Source organism: Sorangium sp. So ce367 (assembly GCF_051520455.1).
Taxonomy (GTDB): Bacteria; Myxococcota_A; Polyangia; order Polyangiales; family Polyangiaceae; genus Sorangium; species Sorangium cellulosum_B.
In genome coordinates, this window is record NZ_CP150334.1 from 3,446,680 (window position 1) to 3,462,241 (window position 15,562).

The following is a 15,562-nucleotide window of genomic DNA, read 5'->3' on the forward strand; positions in this document are numbered from 1 at the left end:
TCTCTCCTACAGCGAGAGCTGGAGTTGCAGGAGGAGCACGTCGTTCGAGAGCGACAGCCCGCCGAGCTCCTCCCGGTGCGTGACCTCGATCTGCGCCTTCACCAGATCGTCGTATGCGTGGTAGCTCGCGCCGCCGGTGAGCACGAGGTTGTCCCCTTCATCGTCGATATCCAGGTTGGGGTCGATCCACTCCATGCGACCCGAGACACCGAGCTTCCGGCCGATGAGCATGTAGCCTGCCTCGAACACGAGCGCGAGCGACGAGACCGAGGTGATCTGCGCGATCGGCTGGGTGGGCACCGCCTTGGGGCTCGCCCCGGTCCAGAGCACCTCGCCGAGCGCGTGAAGCCCCGCGGCGTGCACCAGGACATCGGCGCTCGCGCCATAGAGCGTGCGCGCGCCGCCGTCGCTGAAGAAGCCGTCGGCGCCGACCCCGAGGCGGAAGGGCGAGCGGGCGACGTCCTGGAGCGTACGGCCGAGCGGGCCCCGCGGCTCGGTGGCGACCCGGCCGGCGACGGCGATCCCCTCGAAGCGGTTGCCGAGGGGAGCGAGGCTCTCGGAGTGACCTGCGTAGAACTGATCCGAGCGCTGGAAGGCGTTGTAGACGCCCGCGTGACAGCTGAAGGCGCGGTCCTGGAAATGCCCTTCGGCCTGGATCCCGACCTGCGTGAACGGGGCGATCGCGCGGACGGCGAGCGGCCGCTCGGCGAGGGCGCCATCGCCGGCGCCGGTCATCGCCGAGCGAGAGAAGGGCACCGTGCGCGCGCCCGCGATCACCTCGAGCGCGCGCGCCGCCGTGACGCCGGCCCACGCCTCGTGGATGCGCGCCGTCCCCGCGTCGTCCCCGGCGAGCTCTGTCGAGATGGCGAACCGCACGAGCCCGGCGACGTCGCCGCGCAGCCCGGCGCGGACCCGGCGCAGGCGGAAGCCGGGCTGCTCGGCGCTGTCGCCGGCCTGGCCCAGCGCGTCGTCGCCCACGTAGGGCGCGGCTTGCAGCGCGAGCAGCGCGATCGGCGCGATCTCCAGCGGCCCGAGCGCGACCCGCACCTGCTCCCGGAAGCCCGGCGGCAAGAGGTCGCCGCGCTCGCCGCGGTCGCCGCTCGCGGGCGCCGGCGACACGGGCGCGGGCGCGTCGCGCGACTGCAGCTCCCGCGCCTGCGCGTTCGCACGATCGGCCTGCGCCGCTGCGCCTTCCGGCTCGCCGGCCGCCCCGACCCCTTCTGTCTGCGCGTCGCCGGGGCTCGCGACCGCGGCGGCGGGCTCCTCTGCCGCGGGCTCGGGCTCCTGCGCGCGCGGCGTGGCGGCGGCGAGCAGGACTGCGGCGCCGCCTGCGACGCGAGCGAGGTGCCTCATGGATTCGGGTCTCCTGGAGGGCTGCCTGGAGCGCCCCTGCCGCTCCGGCTGGCCAGTGGTCGTCACCTCGTGCCGTGTCCACCCGGCGAGGCGCCCGGGAAACTAGAGGAAGACACGCGGCGCTGCAATCCGCGCGGCGCCCTGTGCTAACGCTCGCGGCCTACTCGCTCCTCGCGCAGCAGCGGAGGGAAGGGGAGCGCCACACTTCTCATGGAAATGCCCGGTTCGAGCCCGTCCGACAGTGATCCCACGCCCCGGGCCGGCGCGTCCGCCGCCCCGCCGCCTCGACCTCCCGGCGCGGAGGCGCCTCCCGCGGTCGAGAGCGGGAATCGCTGGCCCTGCGACAGGGCGTTCGTGGCGACGTTCGTGCTCCTCGCCGTCGCAGCCATCGTGCCGATATGGCGGGTGCGGTTCCTGCCGCTGCTCGATCTGCCGAACCACCTCGCGGCCGTCCATATCTGGCACAGCTTCGACGAGCCGTGGACGCGCTTCAGGGACTTCTACGAGCTCAGCCTCCGTCCGGCCCCCTACGGCGCCTATCACATCCTGACGCACGTGATCGCCTATGGTGTCGGCCTCGAGAACGCGAATCGCGTCGTGCTCTCCGGTTATGTGCTCGCCATCCCCGCGGCGGCGCTCGGCTGGGCGCGCCGGACGCGGCGCAGCCCCTGGCTCTCGGTCCTCACCTTCCCGCTGGCCTTCACCCTCTCCTGGGCGTGCGGCTTCCTGCCGTTCCTCGTCGGCGTCGCGCTGCTGCTCGCCGGCGTGCTCGCGCTCGACGTCTACCTCGATCGGCCGAGCCCCTTGCGCGGGGCCGCCGTCGCGCTGCTCAGCGTCGGCTGCGGCCTCAGCCATCCGCTCATCCTCTTCGGCTATTACGTCTGCGTCGCCGTGCTGATGCTCTGCCACCTGCCCCGGTGGTCGCGGATCGCCGTCGCGCTGCCGCTCTTCGCGCCCGCCGTCGCGCTCGTCCTGTGGCAGCTCGTCGCCTTCAAGAGCCCCATGGTCGATCTGCGGAGCGGCCCGCGGTTCCAGGGCGTCTGGGTGCCATGGCACGAGATGCTCCGATCGTTCCCCGAGTACACGCTCGACTCGGTATCGGGCGATCTCGACACCCGGCTCTTCTGGGTGCTCCTCGCGGTGGCGTCGCTGCTGGGCCTCTCTGGCGTCGCGCGCGTCGCCCGGCGCTTCCTCCCTGGCAGTAGCCTTCCCGCGCGCGAGCCAGCTGCGCCTGTCGGCTCGCTCCTCGACCGGCTGCACCGCCATCGCTCTCTCGCCCTCTGCGCTGCGATGGCGATCTGCTATTTTCTCGTGCCGCTGCACCTGGCTCGCCCCTTCGACTGGTGGTTCGTGAGCGGGCGCTTCTCGCCGTTCATCTGCTTCTTCGGCTTCCTGGCCATCACCGCGCCGCTCCAGGGCCGCTCGCGCCTCCTGATGGCCCCCGCCGTGGTGGCCGCGCTCGTGCTGCCGCTCCACCTCTCGGAGAAATATGCGCGCTTCGACGAGCGGGTCGCGCCGTTCGCCCGGATGGTGGAGCGGATCCCGCCGGGCGCCGAGGTCCTCTTCTTGACGCTGCCTCCGCGGACCGATGAATCGCTGATCATCGAGGGCACGAACCACTTCTCCTCGTGGGTGCAGATCATGCACGGGGGCTTCAGCGCGGACGGCTGGCACAACGTGGGTTTCCCCTTCACGCTGAAGCGTCGTCTCCCTGCGCCGCCGTCGAACCGCGGTGAGTGGTTCAAGCCGGATGTCCATGGCGTCGCGTACGATTACGTGATCCTCCGGAACGAGCGGCCGGATAAGCCGGTGTTCACCGCGGCGCACCCCTCGTTTCGCCGGATCGAGCGCGATGGCGCCTTCACGCTCTACGAGCACACGCGTTGAGCGACGCCACCGACCGGGTAGTCTACGATCCTCGCGGTCGGCCACCCCTCGGGTGCGTCGCGCCGAGGAGGGGAGCCGCTTGCCGATGTCGATCAGAACCCGCGCAGTCCGTCGCCGCCCGCTGGCCTGGAGCGGAGGGCTCGCCGCCGTGGTCGGGCTCGCGCTGGCGTCCGGCGTGGCGCCGTCCTGCGCCGGCGCGGCAGCCCCCGACATCCCGCGGGGCGCCGGAGGCGAGGGCGCTTCCGGCTGTCCGGCCGACTGCGCCGCGGACCCGAGCGCCCCGCTGTGCGACCCGGAGACGGGCGACTGCGTGGCCTGTCTGCCTGGCCCTCTGGCGTGCCCGCCCGGTCAGTACTGCGATCCCGAGGCGAAGCGCTGCGTTCCGGGCTGTGAAGCCGAGTCCGACTGCGCAGCTCCGCTGACCTGCGATCCCGCGAAGCACGCCTGTGTTGCCTGCCTCGTCGACGGCGACTGTCCCCTGGGCGCGCTGTGCACCGGAGAGGGCGAGTGCGTTCAGGGCTGCTCGGCGGCGCACCCGTGTGAGAGCGGCGCGGCGTGCTGCGATGGTGTCTGTCGGGATCTCCAGACGGACGCGCTGAGCTGCGGCGCCTGCGGTCGCGCCTGTCCGGAGCTCTCGCACGCCGGGATCGCCTGCGTCTCGGGCGCGTGCGCGCTCACCGCCTGCGAGGACGGGTTCCTCGACTGCAACCACGACCCGGCGGACGGGTGCGAGCACGACGAAGCAGAGCGCGGGCCCTGCTCGTGCGCGCCGGGCGACACGCGGGTGTGTTACGAGGGATCGCCGGGCACCGAGGGGGTCGCTCCCTGCGCCCCCGGGGTCTCCACCTGCAGGTCGAGCGGCCTCTCGTGGGGGCCATGCCTCCACCAGGTGCTGCCGGCGCTCGACGTGTGCGCCGACGATGTCGACAATGACTGCGACGGCACCGTCGACAACCCACCCGATCAGGACGGCGACGGGTGGACGATCTGCGATGGCGATTGCTGCGACTCGCCTTCGGACGGGTGCGGCACCCCGGCCCTCGTGAACCGCGGCGCGTTCGAGGTGGAGGGAAACGGGATCGACGACGACTGCGACGGCGTGGCAGACAACACCGCGCCTTGCGACGCCGGGCTCACGAGCGACTCGCCGACCGCGCTCGACTATGCGAAGGCGATCGACCTCTGCGTCACCACGACGGCGAGCCCACCGTCGCGCTCGCAGCGCACGTGGGGGGTCCTCTCCGCGAGCTTCCACCGCGCCGACGGCGCAAGCGCGCCGGCCGCGGCCCAGCGATCGATCCGCCAGGGCTTCGGCTCCGGCATCACGCCGCTCCAGGGCGCGCGGCTCGCGGTGCTCTCGACCGGCGTCGCCGCGGCCGAGGCGGCGCCGAACGACACGAGGCCGAGCTTCGCCCCGTTCCAGGGCGGCCAGGACATGGGGACGTCGAGCAGGGTGCCCGCAGACTGGCTCGACGCGAACGGCGACAACCTCCCGAACGCGCCCGGGTGCCCTGACCCGCAGGGCGGCGCGACTGCCCACGATCCCGTGATGCTGAAGCTGCGCGTCCGCGTGCCGACGAACGCGAGCGCGTTCAGCGTCTCGACGTTCTTCCTCTCGTCCGAGTATCCGGAGTGGGTGTGCAGCCGGTTCAACGACTTCTTTCTGGCGCTCCTCGACTCGACGTTCGAGCCCTTTCCAGGCGAGGTGGCGAACCCTGCGGACGGGAACCTCGCCTTCTATGACCCGCCGCCCGCCGGGGCGCCGGTTTACCCGCTGGGCACGAATCTCGCGTTCGGCGGCACCGGGCTCTTCACCCAGTGCGTGAACGGGCCGACCGGGTGCGGCGGCGGCGCCACCCCCGGCACCACGACGACCTGCACGAGCATCACCCAGCTCCGCGGGACGGGGTTCGATGCCACGAGGCCACCCGCCCAGTTCGAAGGTGAGCCCGGCTGGTGCGGATCGAGCGAGCGCGCGGGCGGCGGGACCGGATGGCTGGTCATGAACGGCAATGTCACCCCGGGTGAGATCATGGAGCTGCGCTTCGTACTTTGGGACACCGGCGATCCCTGGAACGATTCCGTGGCCCTCCTCGACAACTTCCAGTGGTCGACGTTTGCCTCGACGCCCGGCACGCGCGAGTGAAGCGCCGCGCGGAACGATGGCGCGCGACCGCAGCGGACGGACGGCGACCCGATTACACTGCGCGGCGCAAAGAGGACCGCGGCACGCATCCCTCGGCCTCGCGCTCGTCAGGAGCGCTTCCGTTCATCACCCAAGGAGACTGCATGAGGAGAACGATCACGCCGCTCGCGCTGTTGCTCGCGAGCCTGTCTTTCGCCACGCTCGGCTGCGATAGCAAGGGGAGCGACGCGACGGCCCCCGGAGCGGTGGCCGAGGGCAAGCCGACCGAGAGCGCTGCTCCTGCGGCGACGACGGCCGCGCCGGTGGCGACGGCGGCCGTGCCGGCCGCGGCGACCGCCGAGCCGACGGCCGCTGCGTCGGCCGCGCCGGCGGAGACGGCCGCGGCGACCGCCGAGCCGGCGGAGACGGCCGCGCCGAAGGCGACGGCCGCTGCGTCTGCCGCCGCGGCCGCGGGGCCAGCGTCGACCGGCGCCGCGCAGGCGGGCGAGAAGAAGTTCGAGTGCGGGGCGAAGGGCCAGAAGATGTGCCCCATGCAGGCCTGGATGAAGAGCACGATGGCCTCCGCGACCTCGAGCGGCGACGCCGCGAAGATCGCGACGGCGCTGCAGTACGTGGCCAGCAAGCCGCCGCCCGGCATGGGCAGCTGGGTGGCGATCACGAAGGCCGGCATCGCCAAGGCGAAGGCCGGCGACGTCGACGGCGCGAAGGCGAGCTGCAAGCAGTGCCACGACCTCTACAAGGAGCAGTACAAGAAGACGATGCGCGATCGTCCCTGGTGAGCCGCCCGCCGGCGGCGCGGCGTATCCGCTCCGGCTCGCGCCGCTCGCCGCTGCGTCCCCGCGGCTCGCTGCGGCGAAATTCCCGTAACCCAACGACATTTTCGCGGGCACACGGCGCCGTGGCGAGCGCCGAGCGCCGCTTCCTGGAGCGCCGCGAGCGGCGAGCGCCGCCGCCGCGCGCCCGGTCGGCGATCGCTGCTCGGTCGGCAGGGCGCGGGACAAACATCTTGGACGGGAGGGGGTGATGCGATACAGCGCTGAGCTGATGGCGCGCGCTGTTCGCACAGGCCCTGGGGGTGCCCATGCGCCTGCCACCGCGTCCACTCGCGCGCGGGGGGCCGGCAAATCGAGCGGGGCAGCGGCTGCTCCGCGCCCGCGCGTCGGCCAGACCGCCGACCCGTTCTCGAGCGGCGCGACGCCGCCCCCGAAGCCGCGCGCGGGCGCGGCGCCGCGGCTCACCGGGGACGCGGCCCTCGACGTCAGGTCGAGCACGGCGGCCCCGAGCGTGCGCCCTCCAGCGGCCCCGTCCGCGCCGAGCGTGCGCCCTCCAGCGGGCCCTCCGCGGGCGGAGGCGGGTGCTCCTGCGGCCGCCTCGAAGAGGCCTCCTCCGCCGGACGACGACGACGACGACGATGACGACGTGCCGGGCGGCGCGCAGCGCGGCCGGCCGCGCGGCCCGTTCACCCAGCACCGGCGGCTCGACTCGCTGCGCAGCCTGCTGCAGAAGCACCCTGCTGGCCTGACGATCTACGATCTCGCGCGCGAGCTCAACGTCACGCCGCGCTCGCTCCGGCGCTACCTTGTCGAGGTCAAGCGCGAGCTCGATCTCGTGTCGGTCGCCACGCGCCCCGGGGGCCCTCGCCTCTGGCGGCTGTCTCCGAGCGAGGCGCCCCGGCGCGTCGAGGTGCGGCGGACGCAGGCGTACGCCCTGCTCGCCGCCCGCCGGCTGTTCGAGCCGATGCGCGGCTCGACCCTGTTCGAGGAGATCGACCTCGCCGCGCAGCGCCTCCTCGGCGTCGCGCGCAGGCCCGGGCGCGGGCCGAACGCCGGCGTCGCCGACGCGCGGCTGGAGGAGCGCTTCCTCTATCTCCCGTTCGCCCCGAAGGACTACGCCGCGCGCACCGAGGAGCTCGACGACCTGTTCCAGTCCGTCGCCGACCTGCGCCCCCTGCGGTGCCGCTATCGCCGCTCGCGGGACGGGCGCGAGGAGCGGGTGCTCATCCACCCGTACGCGCTCGTCCTCTACAAGGACGCGATCTACTGCGTGGGCCTCCACGTGGGGAGAGGCGAGGTGCGCACGTTCCTGCTCGATCGCATGCGCGACACGGAGTGCGCGGTCACCGAGCGGTTCGAGCTGCCCCCGGATTTCTCCATCGACGACTACTTCCAGGGCCAGTTCGGCATCTGGCGCGGGGGCGAGCCCCGGCGCGTCGTGATCGACTTCGACGAGCGCGTCACCGAGTTCGTGCGGACGCGCAAGGTGCATCCGTCTCAGGAGATCACGCCGCTGTCCGGCGGCGGCGTGCGGCTCACGATGCTCATCGGCGACATGACGGAGCTCGCGACGTGGGTCCTCGGCTTCGGCGAGACGGCGCGCGTCGTCGAGCCGCCCGACCTCGTGGACCGGGTGAAGCGCGAGCTCGCCGGCGCGCTCGCTCGCTACGCGGAGCCGCCGTCGCCGGCCGAGGCCTAGCTCCGCAGTCCAGCGTTCCCGGGTGGGATCCCTGACCCGCGGAGCTGGCCCGCGTCAGCGCGAGGCCTGGAGCGCCTCGTCGATCATCTTCTGGTGCTCCGCCGGGTCGGCCCAGCGGGCGCGCCCCTCGGGCGGGAGCTGATCGATCGGATCGAAGTACGTGTACCGCTGCCCCGGCTTGACGCTCGGCGCCTCGAACACCGAGATCCCGGTCGTGCGGTCGTAGTGCTCGAACGAGTGCGCGTCGCGCTTTCCTCCGCCGCCGGGCGCGTCGACGACGAACGTCGGCGTGTTGAACCCGGCGGTCGAGCCGCGCACGTACTTCTCGATCGTGAGCCCGGTCGCCAGCGTGGTCCGGAGGTCCTCCACGCCGCGGACGAGGTCGTGGATGTAGACGTAATAGGGGTGCACGTGCACGTGCCCCAGGCGCTTCACGAGCAGCTTCATCGTCTCGGGCGTGTCGTTCACCCCGCGCTGCAGCACCGACTGGTTCCTGACCGTGATCCCCCGCTCGAAGAGCTTGTTCATCGCGTCGCGGGTGACGCCCGTGATCTCGTTCGGGTGGTTGAAGTGCGTGTGGATCACGACCTCCTTGTGCAGCTTCCGGCCGAGCTCGACCGTGCGCGTGACCGCGTCGATCCACTCGTCGTCGGTCAGGATCTTCTGCGGCATCACGGCCGGGCCCTTCGTGGCGAGGCGGATGCGCTGGATGTTCGGCATCCTGAGGAGCGTCTCGCCGATCGCGCCGAGCTGCTCCGGCCGCAGGTTGTACGCGTCGCCGCCGGAGACGACGATGTCCTCCAGCTCGGGGCGCGACGCGATGTACGCGTACGCTCGCTTCCAGCGCTCCTCGTCGACCTTGAAGTGGGTCTTCTCGACCTCCTCCGTGTCGATGCCCACCGCGTAGCTGCGCGTACAGAAGCGGCAGTACACGGGGCACGTGTCGAGCGGCAGGAAGAGCGCCTTGTCGGCGTACCGGTGCGTCAGCCCGGGGACGGGCGCGTCCGCGCGCTCGTGCAGCGAGTCGAGCCCGAGCTTCGGGTGATCCGGCAGGAAGCGCGAGGCCAGCGGGATGAACTGAGTCCGGAGCGGATCGGTGTACGGATCGTTCCAGTCGATCAGAGAGAGCATGTACGGCGAGACCCGGACGCTCATCGGCGCGCGCGCGAAGCCCTCGGTCGCGTCCCGGATGAAGTCGTCCGACACCATCCCGCGCAGCGTGTCGAGCAGCTTGTCGGGGCGGGTGATCGACTTCTTCGCCTGCCACCGGTGGTCATTGAACTGCTCGTCGGTCACGTCGGCGTAGGCCGGGATCCTCCGGAAATCGGGCAGCTCGAGCAGGTTCGCGTGATGGAGGGACGCCGGGTCCACCGGCGGCTTGAGGGGCGCGATGTCGTGGCTTCGCTTGCTGAGTTCGATGAGGCTCGAGGTGGTCGTCATGTCGTGGACCCTTGCTCGCGCGGAGCAAAGAGAGCGTCGAGGGATGGCCGCGTGCCTGCGCCTGCGCGTCTCGGGGCCTGCCCGGGAGAGGCTGCGGCAGCGGTTCCTGGGAGCGTAGCATCGCGGTACCCCGTCGGGGGCGATGTGCGCCGCTTGTCGCCGAGCGGCGCCTCTGGCGGGCGGGCGGGGGGTTGGCGAGCGCGCTCGCTGTTGGCGGGCGCGCGGGCGCGATTGGCGGGCGCGCGAGCCGGTCAGGGTTCGATCGACGCGACCGTGGTGTCCCGGGTGGTGCGGTAGCGCGCGTAGTAGGTCCGGACGCGCGTCACGTAGGCCTGGGTCTCTTCGTACGGCGGGATGCCGCCGTGCCTCATGACCGCCCCTTCACCGGCGTTGTAGCCGGCGATGGTGAGATCGAGATCTCCGTTGAAGAGGTTGGCCAGGATGCGCAGGTACCGCGTTCCACCGAAGATGTTCTCTCGCGCGTCGAACGCGTCGCGCACCTGCATGCGGAGCGCGGTCTCTGGCATCAGCTGCATCAGCCCCTGCGCGCCGACGGGCGAGACGGCCCGTGGATCGTAGTCGCTCTCGCACTTGATCACCGCGCGGACGAGCTCCTCGGGGATCTGATAGAGCGCGGCGGCCTGGCGGATCCACGCGTCGTAGCGGCTGAAGCGCTCGAGCGATTTGTCGCTCGGCGCGACGGGCGTCACCCCCGCGCGCGTCGTCGAAGAGCGGCGCCCGTCTCCCTTGATGTACAGCTTGAACCGCGCGTCGCCGGTGGGGCGGTTCGCGAAGTGCACCGTTCCATCCGCGTCGGTGTACGTGAAGATGTCGGCGAGCGCGCTGCCCGGGTGCAGCGCGAGGACGGCGAGCCCGAGCGCGGCGGCGAGGGCGCGCAGGGGCACGCGAAGGGAAGGCCCGGAGGTCGGCGGGGCAGGCATCTCTCGGTTCAGCATAGGTTGCGATCGTCCGCTCGCGCAAACCGCACCGTATCGGCGGAAATCGTGCCGGTGGAATCGGAGGAAGCTGAAGCTGGATTGGAGAGCAACGCTTCGGGCACGCGCGGTCATCCCGAGGACGTCGTCGCGAGGCGATCCGGCGCGACGCCCCCCCGTCGTGGAAGCTCGGTCTGGTGAGCACGTCCCGGGCGCTGTAGTAAGGCGGGCGCCATGGACATCGGCTGGCGGCATGTGCTCGCGGGGGTTGCGGCCCTCTTCATCCTGTTCCTCGTCGTCAAGATGCGCCCTGCCCGGCGGCGCCGGGACGCGCTGAGCGCCGAGGTGCAGGCCGCGAGGGAGCGCGCGCGGCGCGCCGCGACCCCGCGCGAGCGGGCCGAGGCCCTGTGCGACGCTGGCGTACAGGCGATGCACGGCGGCCGCCGCGTCACGGCGGCCGTGGGGTTCTTCGTGCGCGCGATGCGCGCCGACCCGACCTCGGCCCGGGTCATCGAGCTCGCGAGCGGCGCGCTGGCCAGGCGCAAGCCCCGGCTCCTCGAGAAGATCCTCTGGCGGAGGCTCGCGGTGCTCCCCTGGGACGGCGAGCACCGCGACGCGGTGCGCGCGGCCGCGGGCGGGCTGGAGGCGCTCTACCGGCGCGGGATCCGTGACCGCAGCCGGGCGGAGATCATGCGCAAGCTGACCCGGACGCTCGGCTGAGCCAAGGCGCGAGGGCGCGCCATCGGGCGCGCCGCCGGCTGGCCGCGAAGGCGTGCGAAGATGTGCGAAACGTCAGACGACGTCACGTCCCCCAGAACGATCGCGGCAGCGCGCCGCGGTTCGACAGCGCGACGAGATCCATGAGCAGCGCGATCGTGACGTGGACCAGGAAGCCCGAGTAGATGCTCTTCGTGCGCATCGCGAGCGAGCCGAGCGCGATCCCGGCGACCACGGCGCCGGCCGCCTCCAGGTACGGCTTGCCGAAGTGGATCATGCAGTAGGGGACGATCATCGCGAAGATCGCGCCGGAGCCCAGCGTGTGCCGCAGGCCGGCGAGCCAGAAGCCGCGGAAGAAGATCTCCAGCGCGAAGAACTGGGCGAAATACATCGTCTCCCAGGCGATGAGGTCGAACCAGGAGCGGGAGGACTGCTTGTAGAACGGGTAATAGGTCCCGAAGTCGGGCGCGCTCGCGACGACGAACACCGCCGGGACGACGACGGCGAGGCAGAGCAGGTAGATCCACGCGTGCTTCGCGAGGCCCCGGACGCGCAGCCCCATATCGAGCAGGCTGTCCTTCGGGAAGCAGGCCTTCCACGCGACCATCGGGATGGCGACGTAGCCGAAGACGCGGGTGAACGACCACCAGACGTAGCCGTAGAGCTCGTCGTAGCGGCGGATCGAGATGGGCAGCAGCGTCCCGGCCGGCGAGAGCGTCTGGGCGAGCTCGAGCTCGCGCAGCCACGGCCGGATGTGCTCGTCGTAGACGGCGCGGCCGCCGTAGTACTGCTGCAGCATGAGCACGACGGCGGTGATGGTGAACAGGACCGCGGGGCGGCGGTCGTAGCCGCCGGCGGCGAGGGTGCGCCGCTGGTGCTCGTGGGCCTCGACGTCGAGCTCCCGCCAGGTGCGCCGGAAGAAGAGCCAGAGGACGGGCGCGAGCGCGATGAACGCGACGACCGGGAACAGGGCCTTGAGGACGGTGCTCCCCAGGGCCGACGAGGGTGCGGCGAGGTGCGAGCTGACGTCCGAGAGGAGCGGCTTCAACGGTCGGAGCCGGTCGACGTGCGCCACGAGCCAGCTCCCCAGGTTGAGCATCGGCGCGCCGTGTACCACGATCTGCGGCCCAGCACAGCGGCGACACTCGGGCGACGCGGGATCTCGAAGGCCGCCGGCGCCGCCCCTCCGCAGCGCGGCCTTGCGGCGCCCCGCCCTGCTCTGCTAGATCGCGCCCCTCTTCAAAGCCGCGCGAGTCATCTCGCGCATGTCCGGCGCAGGCCTCGCCTGCCCGTGGGAGTCTCAGCAATGGCCAGCAAAAATCCGCTTGCGATCGTGAAGGAGCGCTTCGGCGACAAGGCGAAGCTCGTCGAGGCCGTGAAAGGGTTCGCGACCGAGGACCTCTGGCTCGGGCGCGTCAGCTCCGATCGGGGCGGCACGAAGGGCCTGGATCACGTCTCGAACGCCAAGCTCCTCCGCCTCCACGCGACGTTCAGCGTTGTAAAGGAGAAGTTCGGGACGCGGGCGAAGCTCATCGACGAGACGTTGACCGTCCTGAACCGGTCGAAGGACCAGGGGTACAGGAAGCGCCTCGATGCGTACCCCGTCCCGCGCCTCTACGACCTTTACCAGTCGGCCTCGAAGCGGGCGAAGGCGGCCTCGAAGGCCCAGGCCTGAGCGCGCGCTGCTCGGAGCCCCCCTCCCGCCGGTTGTGACCGGGCTGCCTGCCCTTGAAGGTCAGGCGTTCCTATCGTAATGAGCCGCGTCGCCAGCGCGCGGCGTCCAGCCGTCCTGCGTCGGACCGACGATCTGACGTCCCCCTGATGAGCCAGAAGCCCCCTCGTGGGGGCACTCCCAGAGAAGGTGTGGGCGCCGCCGGCCGCGGCCCCCGCCAAGGAGAACGACCGTGAGCAGCGCGCACGAGACCGAGACCGACGTCTGGACGACCGAAGACGCCAAGTCGCTCTACATGATCGACCGCTGGGGTCGTGGCTACTTCGACGTGAGCCCGGACGGCAACCTCACGGTCGCGCCGCTCCAGGAGCGCGGCAGCAAGATCGCGATCCGCGACGTCGTCGACGCGGCGCTCGAGCAAGGGCTCCGCACGCCGCTGCTCATCCGCTTCCAGGATCTCCTCCATCACCGGGTGCGGGCGCTCAACGAGGCCTTCAACAGGGCGATCGCCGAGAGCAAGTTCCGCGGGACCTACCGCGGCGTGTTCCCGATCAAGGTCAACCAGCTCCGGGAGGTCGTGGAGGAGATCCTCGACGCGGGAAAGACCTACCACTACGGCGTCGAGGTCGGCTCCAAGCCCGAGGTGTTCGCCGGCCTGTCGGTCCATACCGACCCCGAGTCGCTGATCGTCTGCAACGGCTACAAGGACGACAACTTCATCCGCACGGCGCTGATCGGGCGCAAGCTCGGCAAGAAGGTGATCCTCATCGCGGAGAAGCTCTCCGAGGTGCGGATGATCACCCGCGTCGCCAAGGAGATGAACGTCGAGCCGATGATCGGGCTCCGGGTGCGGCTGCTCACCGAGGGCGCGGGCAAGTGGAAGACGTCGGGCGGAGAGAACGCGAAGTTCGGGCTCTCCACCGCCGAGATCCTCGCGGCGATCAGGATCATGGACGAGGCGGGCATGAGCTCCTCGTTCAAGCTCCTCCACTTCCATATCGGCTCGCAGGTGCCGGACATCCTGATCATCAAGCGCGCCGTGCGCGAGGCGACGCGCTACTACGCGAAGCTCCGCAAGATGGGGCAGCGCATCGAGTACATCGACGTCGGCGGCGGGCTCGCCATCGACTACGACGGCTCGCGCTCGACCTTCCACTCCTCGATGAACTACTCGGTCGAGGAGTACGCGCGCGACATCGTGCACAACATCGCCGACATCTGCGACGAGGAGCGGGTGCCTCACCCCAACATCGTCTCCGAGTCCGGGCGAGCGATCGTCGCGCACCACTCGGTGCTGGTCGTCCAGGCGTTCGGCTCGATCGAGAAGACGCCGATGTCGCCGATCGACATCCAGACCGAGGAGCACAAGCTCATCCAGAACCTCCTCTACATCAAGGACAACATCTCCGGGCCGAACCTCGGCGAGTCGTGGCACGACCTCCTCCAGATCAAGGAGGAGGCGCAGAAGATGTTCGAGCTCGGCCTCCTCAACCTCGACGTGAAGGCCCGGGTCGAGATCCTCTTCTGGGAGATCGCCGAGGGCATGCAGAAGATCGCGTCGTCGCTCGAGCCGGAGGAGGTGCCGGACGATCTCGGCGAGCTCCGCAAGCAGCTCGCCGACCAGTACATCTGCAACTTCTCGGTGTTCCAGTCGCTGCTCGATCATTGGGCGCTCGGCGCGCTCTTCCCGATCGTGCCGATCCACCGGCTGAACGAGCGCCCCGCGGCCGACAGCACGCTCGTCGACATCACCTGCGACTCCGACGGCAAGGTGAGCAAGTTCATCGATCTGAACGACGTGAAGGACACGCTCCCGCTGCACCCGATCTCGGGCGACCAGCCGTACTACGTCGGCATCTTCCTGACCGGCGCGTACCAGGACATCATGGGGGACATCCACAACCTCTTCGGCCGGGTCAACGAGGTGCACGTCTTCCTCGATGAGGACGAGGAGAGCGGGTACTACATCGAGGAGACGATCGCCGGGAACAAGATCCACGAGGTGCTGGCGCTGACCCAGTACGACAACCGCGATCTCGTGGGGAAGGTGAAGGCCCAGGTGGACGGCGCGATCAAGCAGGACCTCCTCAAGCCGACGGAGGGCATGCGGCTCCTCGCCGATTACGAGCGGGGGCTCAAGGACCAGACGTACCTGAGCCTCACCTCCACGCCGTGATCTCGGAGAGCACGGCGCCCACGGTCCGCGCGTCGCTCCCCCGGCGCCGGCCCGGCTGGGCGCGCCAGGCGGCGCTCGTCGCGCGGAAGGACCTCGCGATCGAGCTCGCCACGGGCGAGATCGTCACCACGAGCGGGTTCTTCGCGGTGCTCGTCGCCGTGATCGCGTCGCTCGCGTTCTACGCGGGCCAGGACGCGGCCGAGCGGGTCGCGCCCGGGGTCATCTGGGTGAGCGTGGCGTTCGCGTCGGTGCTCGCGCTGAGCCGCACGTGGCAGCGGGAGCGCGAGGACGGCGCGCTCTCGGGCCTGCTCGTGCTGCCCATCGCGAGGAGCGCGCTCTTCGCCGGCAAGGCGCTCGGGCTCTGCGCGTTCGTGATCGCGGTCGAGGTGATCATCATCCCGGTCGCGGCGCTCCTCTTCGCGGTGGATCTCGTGAAGACGGGCCCGGGGCTCGCGCTCTTCTGCCTCGCGGCGACGCCGGGCATCGCCGCGAGCGGCACCCTCTTCGGGGCCATGACCGTGCGCACCCGCGCCCGCGACCTCGTGCTCGCGAGCGTGCTCTTCCCGCTGCTCGCGCCCACCTTGCTCGCCGCGGTCGCGGGGACGCGGGAGCTCTTCGGCGGCGCGTCGATCGGCGAGCTCACCGACTACATCGCGCTCATGGGCGTGTTCGACGTCGTGTTCCTCGCGGGCGGGCTCGGCCTCTTCGATCTGATCATCGAGGGCTGAGCCGCCGCGCGGGTCGATCTCGACGCGCGCGCCCGC

At 71.1% G+C, this 15,562-nt stretch carries 12 protein-coding genes; 8 read left to right on the forward strand and 4 right to left on the reverse strand.

Annotation, left to right across the window (positions count from 1 at the left end):
* Positions 1-6 precede the first annotated feature (6 nt).
* Positions 7-1,353: a porin gene (locus WME97_RS13345; protein WP_437552278.1), complete on the reverse strand. Its 1,347-nt coding sequence runs from the start codon at positions 1,351-1,353 to the stop codon at positions 7-9.
* A 210-nt stretch (positions 1,354-1,563) separates the two neighbouring features.
* On the opposite strand from WME97_RS13345, the gene WME97_RS13350 reads away from it, so the two are divergent.
* The 4 genes from WME97_RS13350 to WME97_RS13365 all read left to right on the forward strand — a co-directional run bounded on the left by WME97_RS13350 (position 1,564) and on the right by WME97_RS13365 (position 7,858).
* Positions 1,564-3,240 (forward strand): hypothetical protein, encoded by a 1,677-nt coding sequence (locus tag WME97_RS13350; protein WP_437552279.1) that lies wholly within the window; start codon positions 1,564-1,566, stop codon positions 3,238-3,240.
* Positions 3,241-3,325: 85 nt separating this feature from the next.
* A complete protein-coding gene (locus WME97_RS13355) occupies positions 3,326-5,386 on the forward strand; it encodes a MopE-related protein (RefSeq protein WP_437552280.1) in 2,061 nt (686 codons plus the stop codon).
* A gap of 143 nt (positions 5,387-5,529) precedes the next feature.
* Positions 5,530-6,165, forward strand: a complete 636-nt coding sequence (locus tag WME97_RS13360) for a hypothetical protein (protein WP_437552281.1) — start codon at positions 5,530-5,532, stop codon at positions 6,163-6,165.
* Positions 6,166-6,409: 244 nt separating this feature from the next.
* Positions 6,410-7,858 (forward strand): WYL domain-containing protein, encoded by a 1,449-nt coding sequence (locus WME97_RS13365; RefSeq protein ID WP_437552282.1) that lies wholly within the window; start codon positions 6,410-6,412, stop codon positions 7,856-7,858.
* Positions 7,859-7,912: 54 nt separating this feature from the next.
* On the opposite strand, the gene WME97_RS13370 is transcribed toward WME97_RS13365, so the two are convergent.
* Together WME97_RS13370 and WME97_RS13375 are read right to left on the reverse strand one after the other, a co-directional pair.
* Positions 7,913-9,298 carry a KamA family radical SAM protein gene (locus WME97_RS13370; RefSeq protein WP_437552283.1) on the reverse strand — a complete coding sequence of 462 codons (1,386 nt, stop codon included), beginning with the start codon at positions 9,296-9,298 and terminating at the stop codon, positions 7,913-7,915.
* Positions 9,299-9,549: 251 nt separating this feature from the next.
* The gene (locus WME97_RS13375; RefSeq protein ID WP_437552284.1) at positions 9,550-10,254 is read right to left on the reverse strand and encodes a transglycosylase SLT domain-containing protein; all 705 of its coding nucleotides are present in this window, start codon (positions 10,252-10,254) and stop codon (positions 9,550-9,552) included.
* Positions 10,255-10,467: 213 nt separating this feature from the next.
* Here WME97_RS13375 and WME97_RS13380 point away from each other — a divergent pair, with 213 nt between their 5' ends.
* Positions 10,468-10,953: a hypothetical protein gene (locus WME97_RS13380; RefSeq protein ID WP_437552285.1), complete on the forward strand. Its 486-nt coding sequence runs from the start codon at positions 10,468-10,470 to the stop codon at positions 10,951-10,953.
* A gap of 82 nt (positions 10,954-11,035) precedes the next feature.
* Here the strand turns inward: WME97_RS13380 and WME97_RS13385 are convergent, their stop codons facing one another.
* Entirely contained in the window at positions 11,036-12,049 is a 1,014-nt protein-coding gene (locus tag WME97_RS13385; RefSeq protein WP_437552286.1) for a CPBP family glutamic-type intramembrane protease, read from the reverse strand.
* Positions 12,050-12,256: 207 nt separating this feature from the next.
* On the opposite strand from WME97_RS13385, the gene WME97_RS13390 reads away from it, so the two are divergent.
* The 3 genes from WME97_RS13390 to WME97_RS13400 all read left to right on the forward strand — a co-directional run bounded on the left by WME97_RS13390 (position 12,257) and on the right by WME97_RS13400 (position 15,526).
* Positions 12,257-12,625 (forward strand): hypothetical protein, encoded by a 369-nt coding sequence (locus tag WME97_RS13390; RefSeq protein WP_437552287.1) that lies wholly within the window; start codon positions 12,257-12,259, stop codon positions 12,623-12,625.
* Between the two features lie 229 nt (positions 12,626-12,854).
* Positions 12,855-14,798, forward strand: coding sequence for a biosynthetic arginine decarboxylase (speA, locus tag WME97_RS13395; protein ID WP_437552288.1), 1,944 nt, complete (start codon positions 12,855-12,857; stop codon positions 14,796-14,798).
* The gene (locus tag WME97_RS13400) at positions 14,795-15,526 is read left to right on the forward strand and encodes a heme exporter protein CcmB (RefSeq protein ID WP_437552289.1); all 732 of its coding nucleotides are present in this window, start codon (positions 14,795-14,797) and stop codon (positions 15,524-15,526) included. Before speA ends, WME97_RS13400 begins: the two co-directional genes overlap by 4 nt.
* Positions 15,527-15,562 lie beyond the last annotated feature (36 nt).

Coding starts and splice junctions, on each gene's coding strand:
- WME97_RS13345 (WP_437552278.1), bottom strand. CDS start 1,353: ATGAGGCACCTCGCTCGCGTCGCAGGCGGCGCCGCAGTCCTGCTCGCC.
- WME97_RS13350 (WP_437552279.1), top strand. CDS start 1,564: ATGGAAATGCCCGGTTCGAGCCCGTCCGACAGTGATCCCACGCCCCGG.
- WME97_RS13355 (WP_437552280.1), top strand. CDS start 3,326: ATGTCGATCAGAACCCGCGCAGTCCGTCGCCGCCCGCTGGCCTGGAGC.
- WME97_RS13360 (WP_437552281.1), top strand. CDS start 5,530: ATGAGGAGAACGATCACGCCGCTCGCGCTGTTGCTCGCGAGCCTGTCT.
- WME97_RS13365 (WP_437552282.1), top strand. CDS start 6,410: ATGCGATACAGCGCTGAGCTGATGGCGCGCGCTGTTCGCACAGGCCCT.
- WME97_RS13370 (WP_437552283.1), bottom strand. CDS start 9,298: ATGACGACCACCTCGAGCCTCATCGAACTCAGCAAGCGAAGCCACGAC.
- WME97_RS13375 (WP_437552284.1), bottom strand. CDS start 10,254: ATGCTGAACCGAGAGATGCCTGCCCCGCCGACCTCCGGGCCTTCCCTT.
- WME97_RS13380 (WP_437552285.1), top strand. CDS start 10,468: ATGGACATCGGCTGGCGGCATGTGCTCGCGGGGGTTGCGGCCCTCTTC.
- WME97_RS13385 (WP_437552286.1), bottom strand. CDS start 12,049: ATGCTCAACCTGGGGAGCTGGCTCGTGGCGCACGTCGACCGGCTCCGA.
- WME97_RS13390 (WP_437552287.1), top strand. CDS start 12,257: ATGGCCAGCAAAAATCCGCTTGCGATCGTGAAGGAGCGCTTCGGCGAC.